Annotated in this window: 8 protein-coding genes; 3 read left to right on the top strand and 5 right to left on the bottom strand. The window is 65.3% G+C overall.

Annotation, left to right across the window (positions count from 1 at the left end; all coding sequences use genetic code 11):
- The 4 genes from Aeroheme_RS13285 to Aeroheme_RS13270 are packed head-to-tail and all read right to left on the bottom strand — an operon-like array spanning position 1 to position 4,684.
- Positions 1 to 1,029 (bottom strand): DUF2955 domain-containing protein, encoded by a 1,029-nt coding sequence (locus Aeroheme_RS13285; RefSeq protein ID WP_163134898.1) that lies wholly within the window; start codon positions 1,027 to 1,029, stop codon positions 1 to 3.
- Positions 1,030 to 1,037: 8 nt separating this feature from the next.
- The gene (locus Aeroheme_RS13280; protein WP_111912798.1) at positions 1,038 to 2,132 is read right to left on the bottom strand and encodes an HlyD family secretion protein; all 1,095 of its coding nucleotides are present in this window, start codon (positions 2,130 to 2,132) and stop codon (positions 1,038 to 1,040) included.
- Positions 2,125 to 3,642 carry an efflux transporter outer membrane subunit gene (locus tag Aeroheme_RS13275; protein ID WP_234676559.1) on the bottom strand — a complete coding sequence of 506 codons (1,518 nt, stop codon included), beginning with the start codon at positions 3,640 to 3,642 and terminating at the stop codon, positions 2,125 to 2,127. The genes Aeroheme_RS13280 and Aeroheme_RS13275 overlap by 8 nt, the downstream gene beginning before the upstream one ends.
- Positions 3,643 to 3,646: 4 nt before the next feature.
- On the bottom strand, positions 3,647 to 4,684 hold the full coding sequence (locus Aeroheme_RS13270; RefSeq protein ID WP_234570474.1) for an AI-2E family transporter: 1,038 nt from the start codon (positions 4,682 to 4,684) through the stop codon (positions 3,647 to 3,649).
- Positions 4,685 to 5,246: 562 nt separating this feature from the next.
- Here Aeroheme_RS13270 and Aeroheme_RS13265 point away from each other — a divergent pair.
- Positions 5,247 to 10,100 (top strand): alpha-2-macroglobulin family protein, encoded by a 4,854-nt coding sequence (locus Aeroheme_RS13265; protein ID WP_411166006.1) that lies wholly within the window; start codon positions 5,247 to 5,249, stop codon positions 10,098 to 10,100.
- Between the two features lie 127 nt (positions 10,101 to 10,227).
- A complete protein-coding gene (gene pbpC, locus Aeroheme_RS13260; RefSeq protein WP_411167247.1) occupies positions 10,228 to 12,474 on the top strand; it encodes a penicillin-binding protein 1C in 2,247 nt (748 codons plus the stop codon).
- Between the two features lie 70 nt (positions 12,475 to 12,544).
- Here pbpC and Aeroheme_RS13255 read toward each other — a convergent pair whose 3' ends face one another.
- Entirely contained in the window at positions 12,545 to 13,504 is a 960-nt protein-coding gene (locus Aeroheme_RS13255) for a hypothetical protein (protein ID WP_411166005.1), read from the bottom strand.
- A 175-nt stretch (positions 13,505 to 13,679) separates the two neighbouring features.
- Between Aeroheme_RS13255 and thiI the strand changes: the two genes are divergently transcribed.
- Positions 13,680 to 15,128 carry a tRNA uracil 4-sulfurtransferase ThiI gene (thiI, locus tag Aeroheme_RS13250; protein ID WP_042648533.1) on the top strand — a complete coding sequence of 483 codons (1,449 nt, stop codon included), beginning with the start codon at positions 13,680 to 13,682 and terminating at the stop codon, positions 15,126 to 15,128.
- The last annotated feature ends 1 nt before the right edge of the window (position 15,129 follow it).

Here is a 15,129-nt window from a genome sequence, read left to right as displayed (position 1 = left end):
TCAGTCTCCTAACTTGGCTTCTGCCAGTGGGCGGCCGACCGGCCACCACTGCTCGAGCAGCAAGATACACAGCCAGCCATAGCCGGCCACCACCAGATAGAGGCCACAACGCATGGCCGCCGCCAACCACACATCCTTGCCGGTGGCGCTGTCCTCGATGGCCGGGCCAAACAGGATGAGCGCCGTGATCCAGGCGTTGCTCCAGAACGACGGCGAGCAGCGGCTCGCCACCAGCCGGATCAGACGCCGCGCCAGCCAGAGGGTCATCAGGGCCAGCATCAGCACCAGCATCAAGAGCGAGGGCCAGAGGCTGAGCCCCAGCCAGAGTGCGCAGGCCAGCAGGGCGCCCATCAGGGTCGAGAGCACCAGCTCCTGGCCCGCCTGTCTGGCGTTGAGGGAGGTGCTCTGCTGGGCCAGCGCCACCGTCTTCATCACCGCCGGAATGTAGAATGCCGGGTTGCCGAGGGCCAGCAGCCACACCGGCAGCACTATGGCGACGGCGCGCAGCGCCAGCCGTTTGGGATGTTCGGGGGGCAATGGCACCGGCCTTGCCGCCGCTCCCGCCACCGGCAGGGGAGGGAAGAGCGCGTGAGCCATGCGGTTGACCAGGGTGCCTATCAGGATCCCCAACCCCATCATCTGGGCGATGGCGATGGCAAGGGACTGCTCGATGAGCCCGGCCACCGGGATCACCGTAATGGCCATGATGAGCAGCATGGCGGCGGCCCCCTTGCCGGCCATCGACTGCTGCATCAGCAGGTAGAGCAGCAGGCCGATGAGCAGCACGGCCGCCAGGGCATAGTGGGTCAGCAGGGGGACCAGCAGCACCCCGGCGGCCATGATCCCCAGCAGCAGGAGTCCCCCTGCCAGCCCCTTCTTCAGGCCGAGGGCCTCCCCGGGTCGGCACAGCACCACCCAGGCCATGATGACGCCGAGGTGGGGCATGGGCAGGGCCAATCCGTAACAGATCCCCGCCGCGAGCCCGATGCCAGTGCCAATGCGCAGTACAGCCCTGTCGGCGTTATGCATATGGCGCCTCAATAGAGGAAGGAGAAGAGGCTCATCAGCCGGATATAGAGCGCCCCCAGGAAGTGCATCACCCCGCTCTCACCGGTGTAGACCAGCACATCGGCCTGGCCGCCGACCCGCAGCGCCTCGACCGGTGGAAAGTCATCACTCTGGAAGGCGATTTTGACCGGGAAACGCTGCGCCTGACGCAGCCAGTCACGGTTGTTGTCCACAGTGGGCAGGGCACCGGCGGGCTGGCTCTTGCCATCGCCTACCCCGTAGCCGACGCTGCGGATCTCCCCCTTGAACAGCTGTCCGGGCAAGCTGTCGAGCAATATGGTGACCTTATCCCCTGGCCGGACGTTGCCCAGGTTGTTCTCCGTCAGATCCGCCGATACCCAGACGTCATGGATGGCGATCAGTGTCATGGCCGGTGCGCCGGCCCCGATGAACTGGCCGGCATCCGTGCTGAGATCCGTGATGAGGCCGCGACCCGGCGCCACCACTCGGGTGTTCTGGCGATCCAGCTGCGCCTTGTGGACAGCCGAGCGGGCGCTGAGCAGCTGGGAGTTGTCATCGCCGCTCGCCCCGGCGGCCTCGATGGCGCGGCGGACGTCGGCTTCCGCTGCCGCCACCTGGCTCCTGGCCGTCTCGCGGGTGGCCTGGGCCACCTCGAGGCGACGCACCGAGATGGCGCCCGGATCCTCGCGATAGAGCCGCTCCTGGCGCTCCGCATCCTTGGCCGCGTTGTCATAGGCGGCGCGCATGGCCATCAGGGAGGCCTCGGCCGCCTTGACCCCTTCGGTGTTCGCCTTGACGCCACTCAAGACCGTCTGGTAGTCGGAGTTGGCCTTGGCCAGGGCAATGTCATAGGGCTCGGGGTCTATCTCGAACAGGGGGGAGCCTGCGTCCACGTCCTGATTGTCGTGAACATAGACCCGCTTGATCTGGCCGGACACCTCGGCGGCGACGGGGACCACGAAGGCCTGCACCCGGGCCTGGGAGCTGTATGGGGTCAGCCTGTCCGCCAGCAGATACCAGATGAGCAGGAGGAGGATTGCAGCCAGCAGCCCTAGGGTGGCGCGGCGGCTGGCCTGGCCGGGAGATGCAGTGCTGTCAGTCATGGGAGCTTGCCTTCTGTGTCATGGGGGAGTGGGTTGCGTCGAGCAGGGGAGCCCAGTCGGCGCGCGTGCGCAGCTGGGCCTCCACCTCCGGGGTCACCAGGGGGCGTTCACGCCCCTGTTCCCAACCGCCACCCAGTGCCTTGTAGAGCGTGATGAGATCGCGCATCCGGGCGCCACGGCTGTTGACCAGGCGCTCCTGCTGGTTGAACAGGGCGCGCTGGGAGTCGAGCACCCGCTGGAAGTCCGCCATCCCCTCGCGATACTGGGTGTTGGCTATCTCGAGGGAGCGACGAGCTGCCTCGCCGGTCTGGGTCAGCAGGGCGATCTCGTCCTGGCCGTTGGCGTAGGCCACGGCCGCGTCATCCACCTCGCGGGCCGCCTTGAACACGCTGTCACGATAGCGCTCGTGCAGTTGCTGGAAGCGGGCGTCCTGCACCAAGATCTGGTTGCCGAGCCGTCCCTGATCGAGCAGGTTCCAGCTGAGCGAAGGGCCGACGGCCCAGGAGAAGGTGCCGCTCTCCCCATTGGTGGCGTTGACGCCCAGGGTGCCGAGCAGGGTGATGGAGGGGTAGAGCTCGCTCTCGGCCACCCCTATCAGGGCCGACTGGGCGGCCAGTTGCCGCTCCGCGACCCGCACATCGGGGCGTCGGCGCAGCAGATCGGCCGGCATCTCGGTGACCAGAGCCAGCTCGCCCTGAGGGATCTTGCCGGTGTTGGTGCCCATCTCGGGCAGGGGGCCAGGGGGTCTGGCAATCAGGGTCGAGAGGGCATTCTGGCTCTGGCGCAGGCTGGTCTCGAGCTGCGGAATGCCGGACAGGGTGCCGAGGTACTGGGTCTTGGCCTGCTGCACGTCCAGCTCGGCGCTGTTGCCGCTCTTGAACAGCCGTTCGGTGATCTCCAGGCTGCGCTGCTGGAGGCGGGCATTCTCCCGGGCTATGTAGAGGCGAGCCTCCACGGTGCGGATGCTCACATAGAGCTGGGCCACCTGGGCGGCCATCAGCACCTGGATGTCATCATACTGGGCCAGGGTGGCGAAGTAGTTGGCATCCGCCGCTTCGATGCCGCGTTCGAACTTGCCCCAGAAGTCGAGCTCCCAGCCGAGGTTGAACCCGGCGCCGTAGCTGCTGCCGGTGCTGCTGTGGCCGTTGCGGGTCTGTCCGGCTTGCAGGAACTCGCCCGTGCCCACAGTGGCCTGGGGGCCGAGCAGGCTCTCGGCGATGCCGAGCTGGGCCTGGGCCTCGAGGATCCGCAAACCAGCGATCCGCACGTCCGGATTCTTTCGCAGCGCTTCCTCGACCAGGGCACTCAGCACGGGATCGTTGAGCCGGTTCCACCATTGGCGATAGTCGGCGGTTGCGCTCGCCTGCTGACCCTCGCTGGCGCTGTGCCAGCTGGCCATCTCTTCGACTCTGGGAGCCTGATAGTCGGGGCCTAGCACTGTGCAGGCACTCAATAACAGGCACGCGCCCCCCGTGAACAGGGGGCGCATGGTGTGACGTTGGACGGCCATGGGGTTATTTATCCGCAGAAGCCAGACCTTCGTTGACCCAGGCCATGAAGATGCGATAGCCGATGGAGAGCAGGGTGGCACCGATAAACATGCCGAGGATGCCACTGGCCGCCATGCCGCCAAGGGCGCCCAGCAGTACCACCGGCATGGGGGCATCGACACCGCGACCCAGCAGCAGCGGTTTGAGGACGTTGTCGGCCATGCCTGCGACGATCAGCAGGACGCTGTAGATGATGTTCACCGCAGTGCCGTGATCACCCGTGCTCCACATGTAGGCGATGGCGGGAGCCGTCACCAGGATCACGGGCACCTGGGCGATGCCGAGGATCAGCGCCAGGACGAAGAAGATGCCGACGGCCGGGATCCCTGCCAGCATCATGACGATGCCCGCCAGCAGCGCCTGGATGAAGGCGACCCCGATGACCCCTTGAGCGACGGCACGTATGGTGCTGGTGCACAGCTTGGTCAGCGCCAGCCCCTTGCGTTCATCCGTGATGCGCATGGCGATGCGATCGGCGCTCGCAGCACCCGGTGCGCCCCAGGCCATCATGATGCCGGCCACGATGAAGGAGAAGACGAAGCCGAGCAAGCCCCCCCCCATGCTGGCCAGGATGCCGACGACCTTCTTGGCCAGATCCCCGAGCTGCGGTTTGTAGCTGACGATGAGGCTGGGCAGATCCACCGAGGCCTTCAGCCAGACGGCATGGAGCTTGGCGCCCACCAGGGGAATGTCGGCGATGTCGGCGGAGGGCGCCGGGATCACCAGGGTGTTGTTGTTCACCTTGTCGACCAGGGAGCTGACGCTGTCACCCAGGGAGCTGACCATGACGACGGTAGGGGCCACGATGAGCAGCACCCCCAGCAAGACCAGCAGGGTAGAGGCCTTGCCCTGTTTCCCGCCCAGGCGCGCGGCAAAGCGCTGGTGGAGGGGATAGAGGGTGACGGCCAGGATCAGGGCCCACAACATCATGTTCATGAAGGGGGAGAACACGGTGAAGCAGAAAGAGCCCAGTGCCAGGATAAGGCCAAACTTGATGAACATATCCAGGAATCTGGCAACCAACCTTTTTTCGACTATGGACAGATCATTATTTTCCATTCTGGTATGACTCCGACGGGGGATGAGCACACAACCATGCTGGCCCAACACAGGTGTCGGGCCAGCAGGCATAGGGTGTGTAGTGATAAAGAACACTGAGTTCAGCGTGTGGGGGGCACTCTGACCTTGCCTGCATTTAATTTATGGCACAGGAACTCAATGTTTAAAAAATATTTAACTGCTTGATATTAGGCTGATTGCTTCTACAACTTCAGCGGTGCCAGAGAATAAAGAGTATTCCTATACCACACAAGGGAACTGTTGCCCCCAGTCTAGCTTGGGTTCAGAAAACGGGGAGGAGTTTACCTGTATAAAATAACTGCCTAAAAAAGAGTTTCGAATGGGAAATATTATTTACTGGCTCATTAATAGCTATTTCTGCTGCCAGTCACGGAATGCCGTGGATGATGTGTCCGCCGCACTGAGCTTTGTGTTAATGGGGGCGACGTTTTATCCTATTGGCTCCTGCGCTGCGCTGGCAGCGACTCAACCCGGGATCAAACCTATGCGTCTCCTCAAGCCCTCTCCTGTGTCTCGCGTCCCTCGCTTACTGGCCTCGTTATTGGCGGGGGTGGGGGCTCTGCTGCTGGCAGGCTGCGGCCCGGACACCCCGGCGCCCGCATCCCCCCCAACCGAGGTGCAGCAGGAGGCCGGGGCACCGACCTCAGTGGTGCAGGCCAATGCCCGCCAGTACAGGGACGCCCCGGCGCTGGCACTGGTCTTCTCCGGCCCCCTGACGCCCAAGGCGAACTGGCAGAGTTGGCTCATTGTCAATGAAGGTGGCAAGCAGGTGCAGGGGGAGTGGATCCTGGCCGAAGATGGCCGCACCCTCTATTTCCCGAACGTCCAGCCCGACAAGAGCTATGAGGTGAGTCTCAAGGCGGGGCTGGGCCCATCTCCCCAGCGCTGGACCCTCAAGACCCGGCCGCTGGAGGCGGGGGCCTCCTTTACCGCCAGTGGCATGGTATTGCCCCTGCGCGAGGAGCTGCGCCTGCCCATCAGCGCGGTCAACGTGGACGAGGTCAACATCGACTTCTTCCGGATCGATGCCGAGTATCTGCCGCGCTTCCTGGCCGAGTATCGCCCCGGCGCCGGCATGGGCAACTGGGAGCTGGAGCAGGTCACCCAGCGTGCCAAGCGGGTGTTCAGCGGCCGCTATGCCCTGGCGCTCGATGCCAACCGGCGCGAGACCCGCCTTATCAATGTGAAGGAGCCGCAACTGGCCGAGGCCGGGGTCTATTTTGCGGTGATGTCTCCCCTTGGCAACTACGACTGGCGCAAGGAGACCACCTATTTCGCGGTGAGCGACATGGGGCTCAGTGCCCGCCGCTACCGGGATCGACTGGAGGTGTTCGTCAGCTCCCTGGCAACCGCCGACCCCCTCAAGGAGGTGCAACTCTCCCTGCTCGACGAGAAGGGTAACCGGCTGCAGGTGCAAACCACGGATCCCCAGGGCCATCGTCGCTTCGATCAGGTGCAGGGGGCTCGCCTGCTGCTGGCCGAGCAGGGCAAGCATCTGGCGGTGCTGCGCCTCGATGACGCGGCCCTCGATCTCTCTACCTTCGATCTGGGCACCCAGCCCTGGCAGGCCCAGCAGCTCTATCTGTTCAGTGGACGGGATCTCTACCGCCCCGGCGAGCGGCTCGACAGCGAGATCCTGCTCAAGGGGCAGGATGGCCAGCTGTTGCCCGGCATGGCGGTGGAGCTGGAGGTGAAACAGCCGGACGGTCAGCTGCTGGAGCAGAAACGGCTGCTGCCTGACCCCTTGGGCGCCGCCCACTACGGCCTGCGCCTGCCGCAGGATGCGCCCCTGGGGCGCTGGACCATCACCCTCAAGACATCGGCAGGCAGCCGCTTCGAGTGGCCCTTCCTGGTGGAGGAGTTCCTGCCCGAACGGCTGAAACTGCAGCTCGGCAAGGGGCCGGATGGGGAATTGCAGAGCCCGGAAGCGGCCCTCACCTTGCCGCTGCAGGGGGACTACCTCTACGGTGCCCCGGCGAGCGGCACCAAGGCGAAGGCGGAGGTGAAGATAAGCCGCGCCACCATGCCCTTCACTCAGTGGCAGGAGTTTACCTTAGGGGACGTGCTGCTCGCCGAGCAGGCCAAGGTACTCGAACCCGTCAACCTCACCCTCAATGCTCAGGGGCAGGGAGCCTTCTTGCTGCAAGATGAGCTCGATGGCGTGCGTGCCCTCGGGCCGCTGGAGGTGGCCTACCGGGTGTCGCTCTCCGAGCCCGGTGGCCGCGCCGTCAATCGCAGCCGCACCCAGTACGGCTGGCCCGCCGGCAGCCAGTGGCCGGCGCTCAGGGCCGATTTCGTGGCGGAGCGGGTAGAGGGGGGCAAACCGCTGCCCTTCCAGATCCTCAACCTCGACGACCAGGGCCAGCCGGTGGCGGGGGAGGTGAAGGTGCGCCTGGTCAACGAGTACCGCGACTACTACTGGCACTACGCCGACGGCGAGGGGTGGAAGTACGAGTTCAACAGCCAGCCCTATCTGGAGCAGGAGCAGACCCTGCAGCTGGACGGCAAGGGGCCGACCCCCCTCAGCCTGCCCCTTGCGGCCGGTTGGTATCGCCTCGAGGTGGAGAACAGCCAGGGCCATCAATCCAGCCTGCGGCTGGAGATCGGCAGCTACGCCTGGGGCGGCGGTGGCGAGCAGGCGCGGCCCGACAAGATTGCCATCACCCTCGACAAACGAGCCTATCAGGCGGGTGACAAGGCCAAGGTGACCCTGGTGGCACCGCGTCCGGGCAAGGGGTTGCTGCTGGTGGAAGATGGCGACGGCCTGCGCTGGTGGCAGCGCATCGAGCTGAACGCCGAAGGCGCCGGGCAGGGGGAAGGGCGTGGCGAGTTCGAGATCCCCATCAGCCCCGAGTGGCAACGTCATGATCTCCATATCTCGGCCCAGATCGCCGTCCCTGACAGCGAGTCGAGGCCAGCGAGCAGCAAGGGCATTCAAAGCCTGCGTTCGGTCGGCCTGGTGCCGCTGACGCTCGACCGGGAAGCGCGCCGCTTGCCGTTCACCCTGAGCGCGCCGGATAAAGCCGTGCCGCTCACCCGGCTCGAAGTGACCGCTACCTCCACCCCCAACAGTCAGGGGCGGGTGGTGCTGGCGGCGGTGGACAGGGGCGTGCTCAACATCAGCGACTACAAGCCACTCGACCCGTTCGAGATCTTCTTCGGTCGCAAGCGCTTCGCACAAGACTTGTTCGACAACTACGGTCAGGTGATCCCGCCCCAGGACGGCAAGCTGGCTCGCCTCAACTACGGCGGTGATGCCCCGGCCCTGAAGAAGGGGGGAGCACTGGAGAGCCGGGTCGAGGTCGCTGCGCTCTGGAGTGGCGAGGTGAGTTTTGATGAGCAGGGCAAGGCGGTGATACCGCTGGATCTGCCCAACTTCAACGGCGAGCTGGCGCTGATGGCGTTGGCCTGGAACGAGCAGCAGGTGGGTCAGGCCGAGCGTGCCGTCAAGGTAGTGGCGCCCCTGGTGGCGGAAATTGGCTGGCCGCGCTTTGGCGCTCGCGGGGATCAGACCCGGGCCCTGGTGCAGCTGCGCAACATGAGCGGCGAGGATCAGACCCTCTCCCTTGCCTGGACCCTCAACGGCGGGCTCAAGGCAAACGGCGAGCTGCCCAGCACCCTTTCCCTTAAAAACGGTGAGGAGCAGTGGCTGACCCTGCCACTCACAGTGACAGGCGCCAGCGGCGTAGCAAGCCTGCAGCTGGCGGCCAGCGGCAAGGGCTTTGCGATAAGCCGCGACTGGTCGCTGCCGCTGCGCTCCCCCTGGCCGGCACAGACGCGCCAGCGCTACCAGATGCTGGCCCCGGGTCAGCAGATGAGCTTTGCCCAGAGCGAGCTGGCCGGGCTGGATAGCACCAACCTGCAGGGGCTGCTCAGCCTCTCAGGCACGCCCCCCTGGGATCCGGCCGCCCAGTGGCGGGCGCTGGCCGATTACCCTTATGCCTGTCTGGAGCAGACCCTGTCGCGCGCCTGGCCTTACTTGCTGACCACGGCGGATGAGCGTGTCGCCTGGTCACAACCCACAGAGGGCCGCAAGCCGGTGAGCGAGGCGGATCTGCAGCGCGCCCTGCTGCAACGCTTGCAGCGGCTGCAACTGCCGAGCGGCGGTTTCGGTTTGTGGGATGGACGCTCCGACGAGGAGCAGTGGCTCACCGCCTATGCCGCCGACTATCTGCTGGCCCGCAAGGAGGCGGGGGATGCCGTGCCGGAGGCCATGCTGAGTCAGGCTCTGAACCGGTTGCAGAGTTATCTGACCGACAGCCAGTACGGGGAGCGCTGGAGCAGTGCCCCCGAGCATAGCCGGCTGGCCTATCAGGCCTACAGCGCCTATGTGCTGGCACGGGTGGGTAAGGCGCCGCTCGCCACCCTGCGCCTCATCTGGGAGCAACAGGCCGATCACGCCCGCTCCGGTTTGCCGCTGCTCCACCTCTCGCTGGCGCTCTCGGCCATGGGGGATGAGCAGAACGCCGCCAAGGCCCTTGCCCGGGCGCAGGCGACCGAGCGCGGTGACGACTATCTCGGGGATTACGGGTCCCCCCTGCGTGACCAGGCCCTCGAGCTATCTCTGCTCCGTCAACACAAGCTGGCCGAGGAGCGCTGGCCAGCGCTGAGCGCCAAGGTGGCCGATACCCTGGCTCACCGTCAGTGGCTCAGCACCCAGGAGCGCCTCGCCCTGCTGCGGCTGGCGCAAGTTGATCCCGCCGCCGACTGGCAGGCCAGGTTGGTATCTACCGATGGCGAGCGCCCCTTTGCCGGCGAGGCCAGTGTGCAGCTCGGCGCCCCGGAGGCGCTGACAGCCAGCGCCGTTACCAACGAGGGCAAGGGCTCGCTTTATGTGCAACGCACTCTGATCGGCTACCCCGAACAAGCTCCTACTCGGTTGAGTCAGGGCATGAGCGTCACCCGCAGCTGGTTCAACGGCGACGGCAAGCAGCTTGATCCTGCCAAGGTTCGGGTCGGCGATCTGGTGGTGGTGCGGCTCAATGTGAGTAGCGAATCGGCGGTGCCCGATGCCCTGCTGGTGGAGATGCTGCCGGCCGGTTTCGAGCTGGAGAATCCGGCCCTTGGCAACAGCATCAAGCTGGAAGAGCTTTCGATTGAGGGGAAACCGGCGTGGCAGAGCGAGTGGAACGACTACCTCAAGCATCAGGAGTTTCGTGACGATCGCTACACGGCGGCGCTGGATCTCAGTGCGGGGGGCAACCAGCAGCTGGTCTACCTGATGCGGGCGGTGACGCCGGGTCGTTATCCGGTACCGCCGACCCAGGTGGAGGACATGTACCGACCTGAACTGCGGGCCCTGGGGGAGGATATTCACGAGGTGAGCATCTCTGAGTAATCTTTCCTCCCTCGAGCGGGTTCGCCCGCTCACCCTCTGGCGGCGCAGTTTGCTGAGGCTTAGTCGCAGTGGCCGTGTTTGCCGTGCCTGGCTTGGCCGTTTGCCACCCTGGCTGCGCTGCTCGGGCATGGGGGCAATCGCCCTTATCCTGTTGCTGCTGGCGCTGGATCGCCTCTTCCCGCCGCCACCGCTGGATCCCGCCTACGCGCGGGTGGTGCTCGATATGAAGGGTCGGCCGCTGCGCGCCTTCGCCGACACCAGCGGCGTGTGGCGCTACCCCGTGACCCTGGAGCAGGTCTCCCCCCGCTATATAGAGGCGCTGCTGGGTTACGAGGATCGTTATTTCTGGCGCCATCCCGGGGTCAACCCGGTGGCCATGGTACGCGGGGTTTGGCAGTGGCTGCGCTACGGGCGGGCCGTCTCTGGGGGCTCGACCCTCACCATGCAGGTGGCCCGCCTCATCGAGCCCTACCACAGGAGCGTGCCCGGCAAGCTGCGCCAGATGGCGCGGGCGCTGCAACTGGAGTGGCATTACGACAAGCGCACCCTGCTCACCGTTTACCTCAACCGGGCCCCCTTTGGCGGCAACCTGGAGGGGGTGCAGGCGGCGAGTTTCGCCTATCTTGGCAAGAGCGCGGCCAAGCTGACCCACGCCGAGGCGGCGCTGCTGGCTGTGCTGCCCCAGGCCCCCAGCCGTTACCGGCCGGACAGGCACCCCGAGCGTGCCCGCGCCGCTCGCGACAAGGTGATGCAGCGGTTGGTGACGCAGGGCGCCTGGCCCGAGGCGGTGTGGCAGGAGGGGCGTATAGAGCCTGTGCTGGCCCGTGGTCACTTCACGCCTATGGAGGCGCCGCTGTTTGCCCGGCTGGCGGCTGGCAGCCAGCCGGGGGCCCTGGTGCACACTACGATTGATGGCGATCTGCAGCGCTGGCTGGAAGCCCGGGTGGCGAGCTATATCCGCCGCTTCCCCGAGCAGACCTCAGCCGCCTTGCTCCTGGTGGACAACAGCACAATGGCGGTGCGCGCCTATGTGGGCAGCGCCGAGTATGGCAACTTGCGCCGCCACGGCTACCTCGACATGGTGCAGGCGATCCGCTCCCCCGGCTCCACCCTCAAGCCTTTCATTTACGGTCTGGCCCTGGACGAGGGGCTGGTGCACTCGGCCTCCCTGCTCTCCGATGCCCCGAGGCTGGGCTCGGACTATAGACCCGCCAATTTTACCGGTGCCTTTCAGGGGCCTGTGACCCTCACCCAGGCGCTGCAGCAATCCCTCAACGTGCCGGCGGTGCAGGTGCTGGAGGCGCTTGGGGCCGACAAGCTGGTCAGCCGCCTCGACAACGCCGGGGTGCGGCTGGCGCTCTCGGACAAGCCCAACCCGGCCATTGCGCTGGGGGCGGCGGGCATTCGGCTCGAGCAGCTGGTGGCGCTCTACAGCGCCCTCACCCGGCAGGGGCAGGTGGCGATGCCGGTCTGGCTGGCGGGGCAGCAGGCGGTGCCCCGCCCCTTGCTGAGCCCGGGGGCGGCCTGGATCATCTGGCAGGTATTGAGTGCCCAGGGGCGGGCGGATCAACCCTTCGCCAGCGAGGCTACCGGCCGGGTCAACCGGCTGGCCTGGAAGACGGGCACCAGCTACGGCTATCGGGACAGCTGGGCCATGGGGGTCTCCGGCCGTTGGACCATAGGGGTCTGGCTGGGGCGCCCCGACGGTACCCCCTTGCCGGGCTTTTATGGCCAGAGCGCGGCTGTGCCGCTGCTGCTCTCGGTCTACTCGCGGCTCTCGGACAACAGCCCTTTGCCGGCGCAACCCAACACGGTGAGCGAGGCCGAGATCTGCTGGCCGCTGGGGCGCAAGGCAAGTGCGACCCTGCCTGAGGCCTGCCTGCAACGCCAGAGCGCCTGGCTGCTGGAAGCGCGGGATCCGCCCACCCTGCCGGATCCCATGGATTGGCCCTCGCCGCTGCGCCAGGTTGCGCTCACTGCCGAAGGCAAGCCGACCCTGGCCCGCTGCCAGGATGCGGCTCAGTCAGGCGTTCGGGCGCTCTGGCCGCTCTCGCTGGAACCCTGGCGCACACCCGGCGAGCGCCGCCAGGCGCTGCTGGCAAGTGGTTGTGCGGGGGAGGAGCAGAGCGCCGACTTGCAGGCTCCCATTCGCATCCTGGCGCTGGGGGAGGGGAATCTTATCCGCAGTCAGCGCTACCGCCTGCAACCCAGGGTGCTGGGGGGCGTGGGCAAGCCGCACTGGTTTCTCAACGGCCAGCGGCTGCGCTGGGACGGGGATCAGGTACTGAGCGAGGCGGGGCGCTACCAGCTGGTGGTGGTGGACGAGGCGGGCAACAGCGATCGCATCGAGTTTCGGCTGGAGAACCCCTCCTGAGGCAGGCGGGTCAGGGGGGCCTCGTTCAGGGCGACAATATCTTGACGGCAGCCCCTGTGCTGGCGCTGGGTCAGGGTTTGACCTGACCCAGCCGGGTGAAGAAGTGCTGACTCTTGCGCTGGTGAAAGTGGCTCTTCTTGATGGGATGGAAGACAAGGTGGCTGTCGGGGTGACTCTCCTTGAGCCTGTGGATCATCGCCATGGCGGGCAATGAGCAGCTGACAAGGGTGGTGAGTGGCAGGCTGCGGGTCTCTGGGCCCAGCAGCTGGTTGAGCCCCTGCTGCGCCTGCTCGAAGCGGGCCAGTACGGCAGGGTCGGCGTAGCCGCTGCCCAGCATGGCGAGCAGGGCATCGAGGGCCTGATGAAACTCGGCCAGCTGCTGGCGAAAACCGCTGCGCCCGCGCAGGGCAACCAGCTCATCGAAGGAGATCTCGGCGAGGTGAGTGGGCACTTGCAGCGGGATTTCGAGGTGGAAGCAATCCTGGCCACCCCGGTTGTGGTAGCGGGATTCGAGCAGGTGCAGCAGCCTGTCCAGGTAGTCGTGATCCGTGATGAGGGCCCCCTCATTGGCGAGCGCCCACTCACGGGCGAGGCGCATGGAGAGCAGGTTGGCGAAGCGTCGCGCCATTCTGATCCCCCCCTCATCCTGGGTCGCAAAGCCGTGGCTCAGGCAAAAACCGTGCAGCCGCTCCAGACCTGGCTGGGCGGGGCAGAAGCAGTCGTGGTTGGCACGCTGGCGCCAGCGAGCGATCAACTCCTTGTTGCCAAACACCTTGTGGCGGACGAAATCGGGGGCGATAAGGCCGGTAATCTGATTTTCGATTTGGGGGGTGATGGCGGCAAAGAAGGTTGGTGCCGGCCGCTCGGCCAGCAGATCGCTCTGCTGGCGCAGGGTATCGAGCAGGGCGGTGAGGCCGCTCTTCTCGCTGACGGTGAAGACGAAGGCGAGCCGCTCCAGATAAACAAGAGCAAACTTGAGCCAGAGTTCATCCCGTACTTCCATGCCGGGGTAGTAGATATAGGTCTTCATCGGATCGTCAGTGTTCAAGCCGGTGGCCAAGGCGCAGGCTCGGGAATATACGCAAGATTGCCGCCTTGCGGCAAACATTGTGTGGGAAAATCTGCCGTCACCTGGCCAGTAGGCGCTGGCGCCAAACTTCTGATATAATTCGCGCCCTTAAATCAAGGCCACCCGAGTCAACACCATGAAGTTCATTATCAAGCTGTTCCCCGAAATCACCATCAAGAGCAAGTCAGTGCGTCAGCGTTTCACCAAGATGCTGCAGGGCAACATCCGTAACGTGTTGCGCCGCTTTGACGAAGACGCCCGCGTGCGGATGGACTGGGACAAGCTGGTAGTGAGCTCCCGCAACGATCAGTTCCACGCCCAGTATCTCGAGACGCTGGCCTGCATCCCTGGCATCCAGTATTTCCTCGAAGTGAAACTGAGCAACTTCACCGATCTGCACGACATCTTCGAGCAGACCCGCGCCGTCTGGGGCGATCGCCTGAAAGGCAAGACCTTCTGCGTGCGTGCCCGTCGCGTCGGCAAGCACGACTTCAGCTCCCTGGAGCTGGAGCGCTATGTGGGCGGTGGCCTCAACCAGCACTGTGAAACCGCCGGTGTGCGCCTCAAGAAGCCGGATATCCAGGTCAACCTGGAAGTGGAAAACGACGAGCTCTACATCATCAGTGCCGTCCACCACGGCATGGGCGGCTTCCCCATGGCGACCCAGGAGGACGTGTTGAGCCTGCTCTCCGGCGGCTTCGACTCCGGCGTGGCCTCCTACCAGTTCATCAAGCGCGGCTGCCGCGTGCACTACTGCTTCTTCAACCTCGGCGGCGCTGCCCACGAGATCGGGGTCAAGCAGGTCGCCTATTACCTGTGGAGCAAGTTCGGCGCCTCCCACAAGGTGCGTTTCACCGCCATCGATTTTGAGCCCGTGGTGGCCGAGATCCTCGAGAAGATCGACAACGGCCAGATGGGGGTGGTGCTCAAGCGGATGATGATGCGCGCCGCCGGCCAAGTGGCGGAAACCTTCCAGATCCAGGCCCTGGTGACCGGCGAGTGTGTGGGCCAGGTCTCCAGCCAGACTCTCACCAACTTGAACGTGATCGACCGGGTGACCGACAAGGTGATCCTGCGCCCCCTCATCACCTGGGACAAGCCGGACATCATCAGCGAGGCGCGTCGCATCGGCACCCTGGAGTTTGCAGAGACCATGCCGGAGTATTGCGGCGTCATCTCCAAGAAGCCCACCATCAAGGCAGTGCTGTCCAACATCGAGGCGGAAGAGGCCAACTTCGACTTCGCCATCCTGGACAAGGTGGTGAGCGAGGCCCGCTATCTCGACATTCGCCGCATCGGCGAAGAGACTGCCGCCCAGGTGCAGGAGGTGGAGACCACCCAGGTGCTGGCCGCCAACGAAGTCATCCTGGACATCCGCTCCAGTGATGAGCGCGACGAGAAGCCGCTGGTGGTGGAAGGGCGCGACGTTCTGCACATCCCCTTCTTCAAGCTGGCGACTGCCTTTGGCGATCTGCCCAAGGAGCAGACCTACCTGCTCTATTGCGATCGCGGCGTGATGAGCAAGTTGCAGGCGCTCTATCTGAAAGAGCAGGGCTTTGACAACGTCAAGGTGTACCGCCCCTGAT

The organism is Aeromonas sp. DSM 116730 (genome assembly GCF_046581335.1).
GTDB lineage: Bacteria > Pseudomonadota > Gammaproteobacteria > Enterobacterales > Aeromonadaceae > Aeromonas > Aeromonas rivipollensis.
Note: the sequence above shows the minus strand (reverse complement) of the source record. Positions and strands in the feature narration are given on the sequence as shown.

Excerpts from the sequence above, each read along its gene's own strand:
- Aeroheme_RS13285 (WP_163134898.1), bottom strand. The coding sequence starts at position 1,029 with ATGCATAACGCCGACAGGGCTGTACTGCGCATTGGCACTGGCATCGGG.
- Aeroheme_RS13280 (WP_111912798.1), bottom strand. The coding sequence starts at position 2,132 with ATGACTGACAGCACTGCATCTCCCGGCCAGGCCAGCCGCCGCGCCACC.
- Aeroheme_RS13275 (WP_234676559.1), bottom strand. The coding sequence starts at position 3,642 with ATGGCCGTCCAACGTCACACCATGCGCCCCCTGTTCACGGGGGGCGCG.
- Aeroheme_RS13270 (WP_234570474.1), bottom strand. The coding sequence starts at position 4,684 with ATGTTCATCAAGTTTGGCCTTATCCTGGCACTGGGCTCTTTCTGCTTC.
- Aeroheme_RS13265 (WP_411166006.1), top strand. The coding sequence starts at position 5,247 with ATGCGTCTCCTCAAGCCCTCTCCTGTGTCTCGCGTCCCTCGCTTACTG.
- pbpC (WP_411167247.1), top strand. The coding sequence starts at position 10,228 with ATGGGGGCAATCGCCCTTATCCTGTTGCTGCTGGCGCTGGATCGCCTC.
- Aeroheme_RS13255 (WP_411166005.1), bottom strand. The coding sequence starts at position 13,504 with ATGAAGACCTATATCTACTACCCCGGCATGGAAGTACGGGATGAACTC.
- thiI (WP_042648533.1), top strand. The coding sequence starts at position 13,680 with ATGAAGTTCATTATCAAGCTGTTCCCCGAAATCACCATCAAGAGCAAG.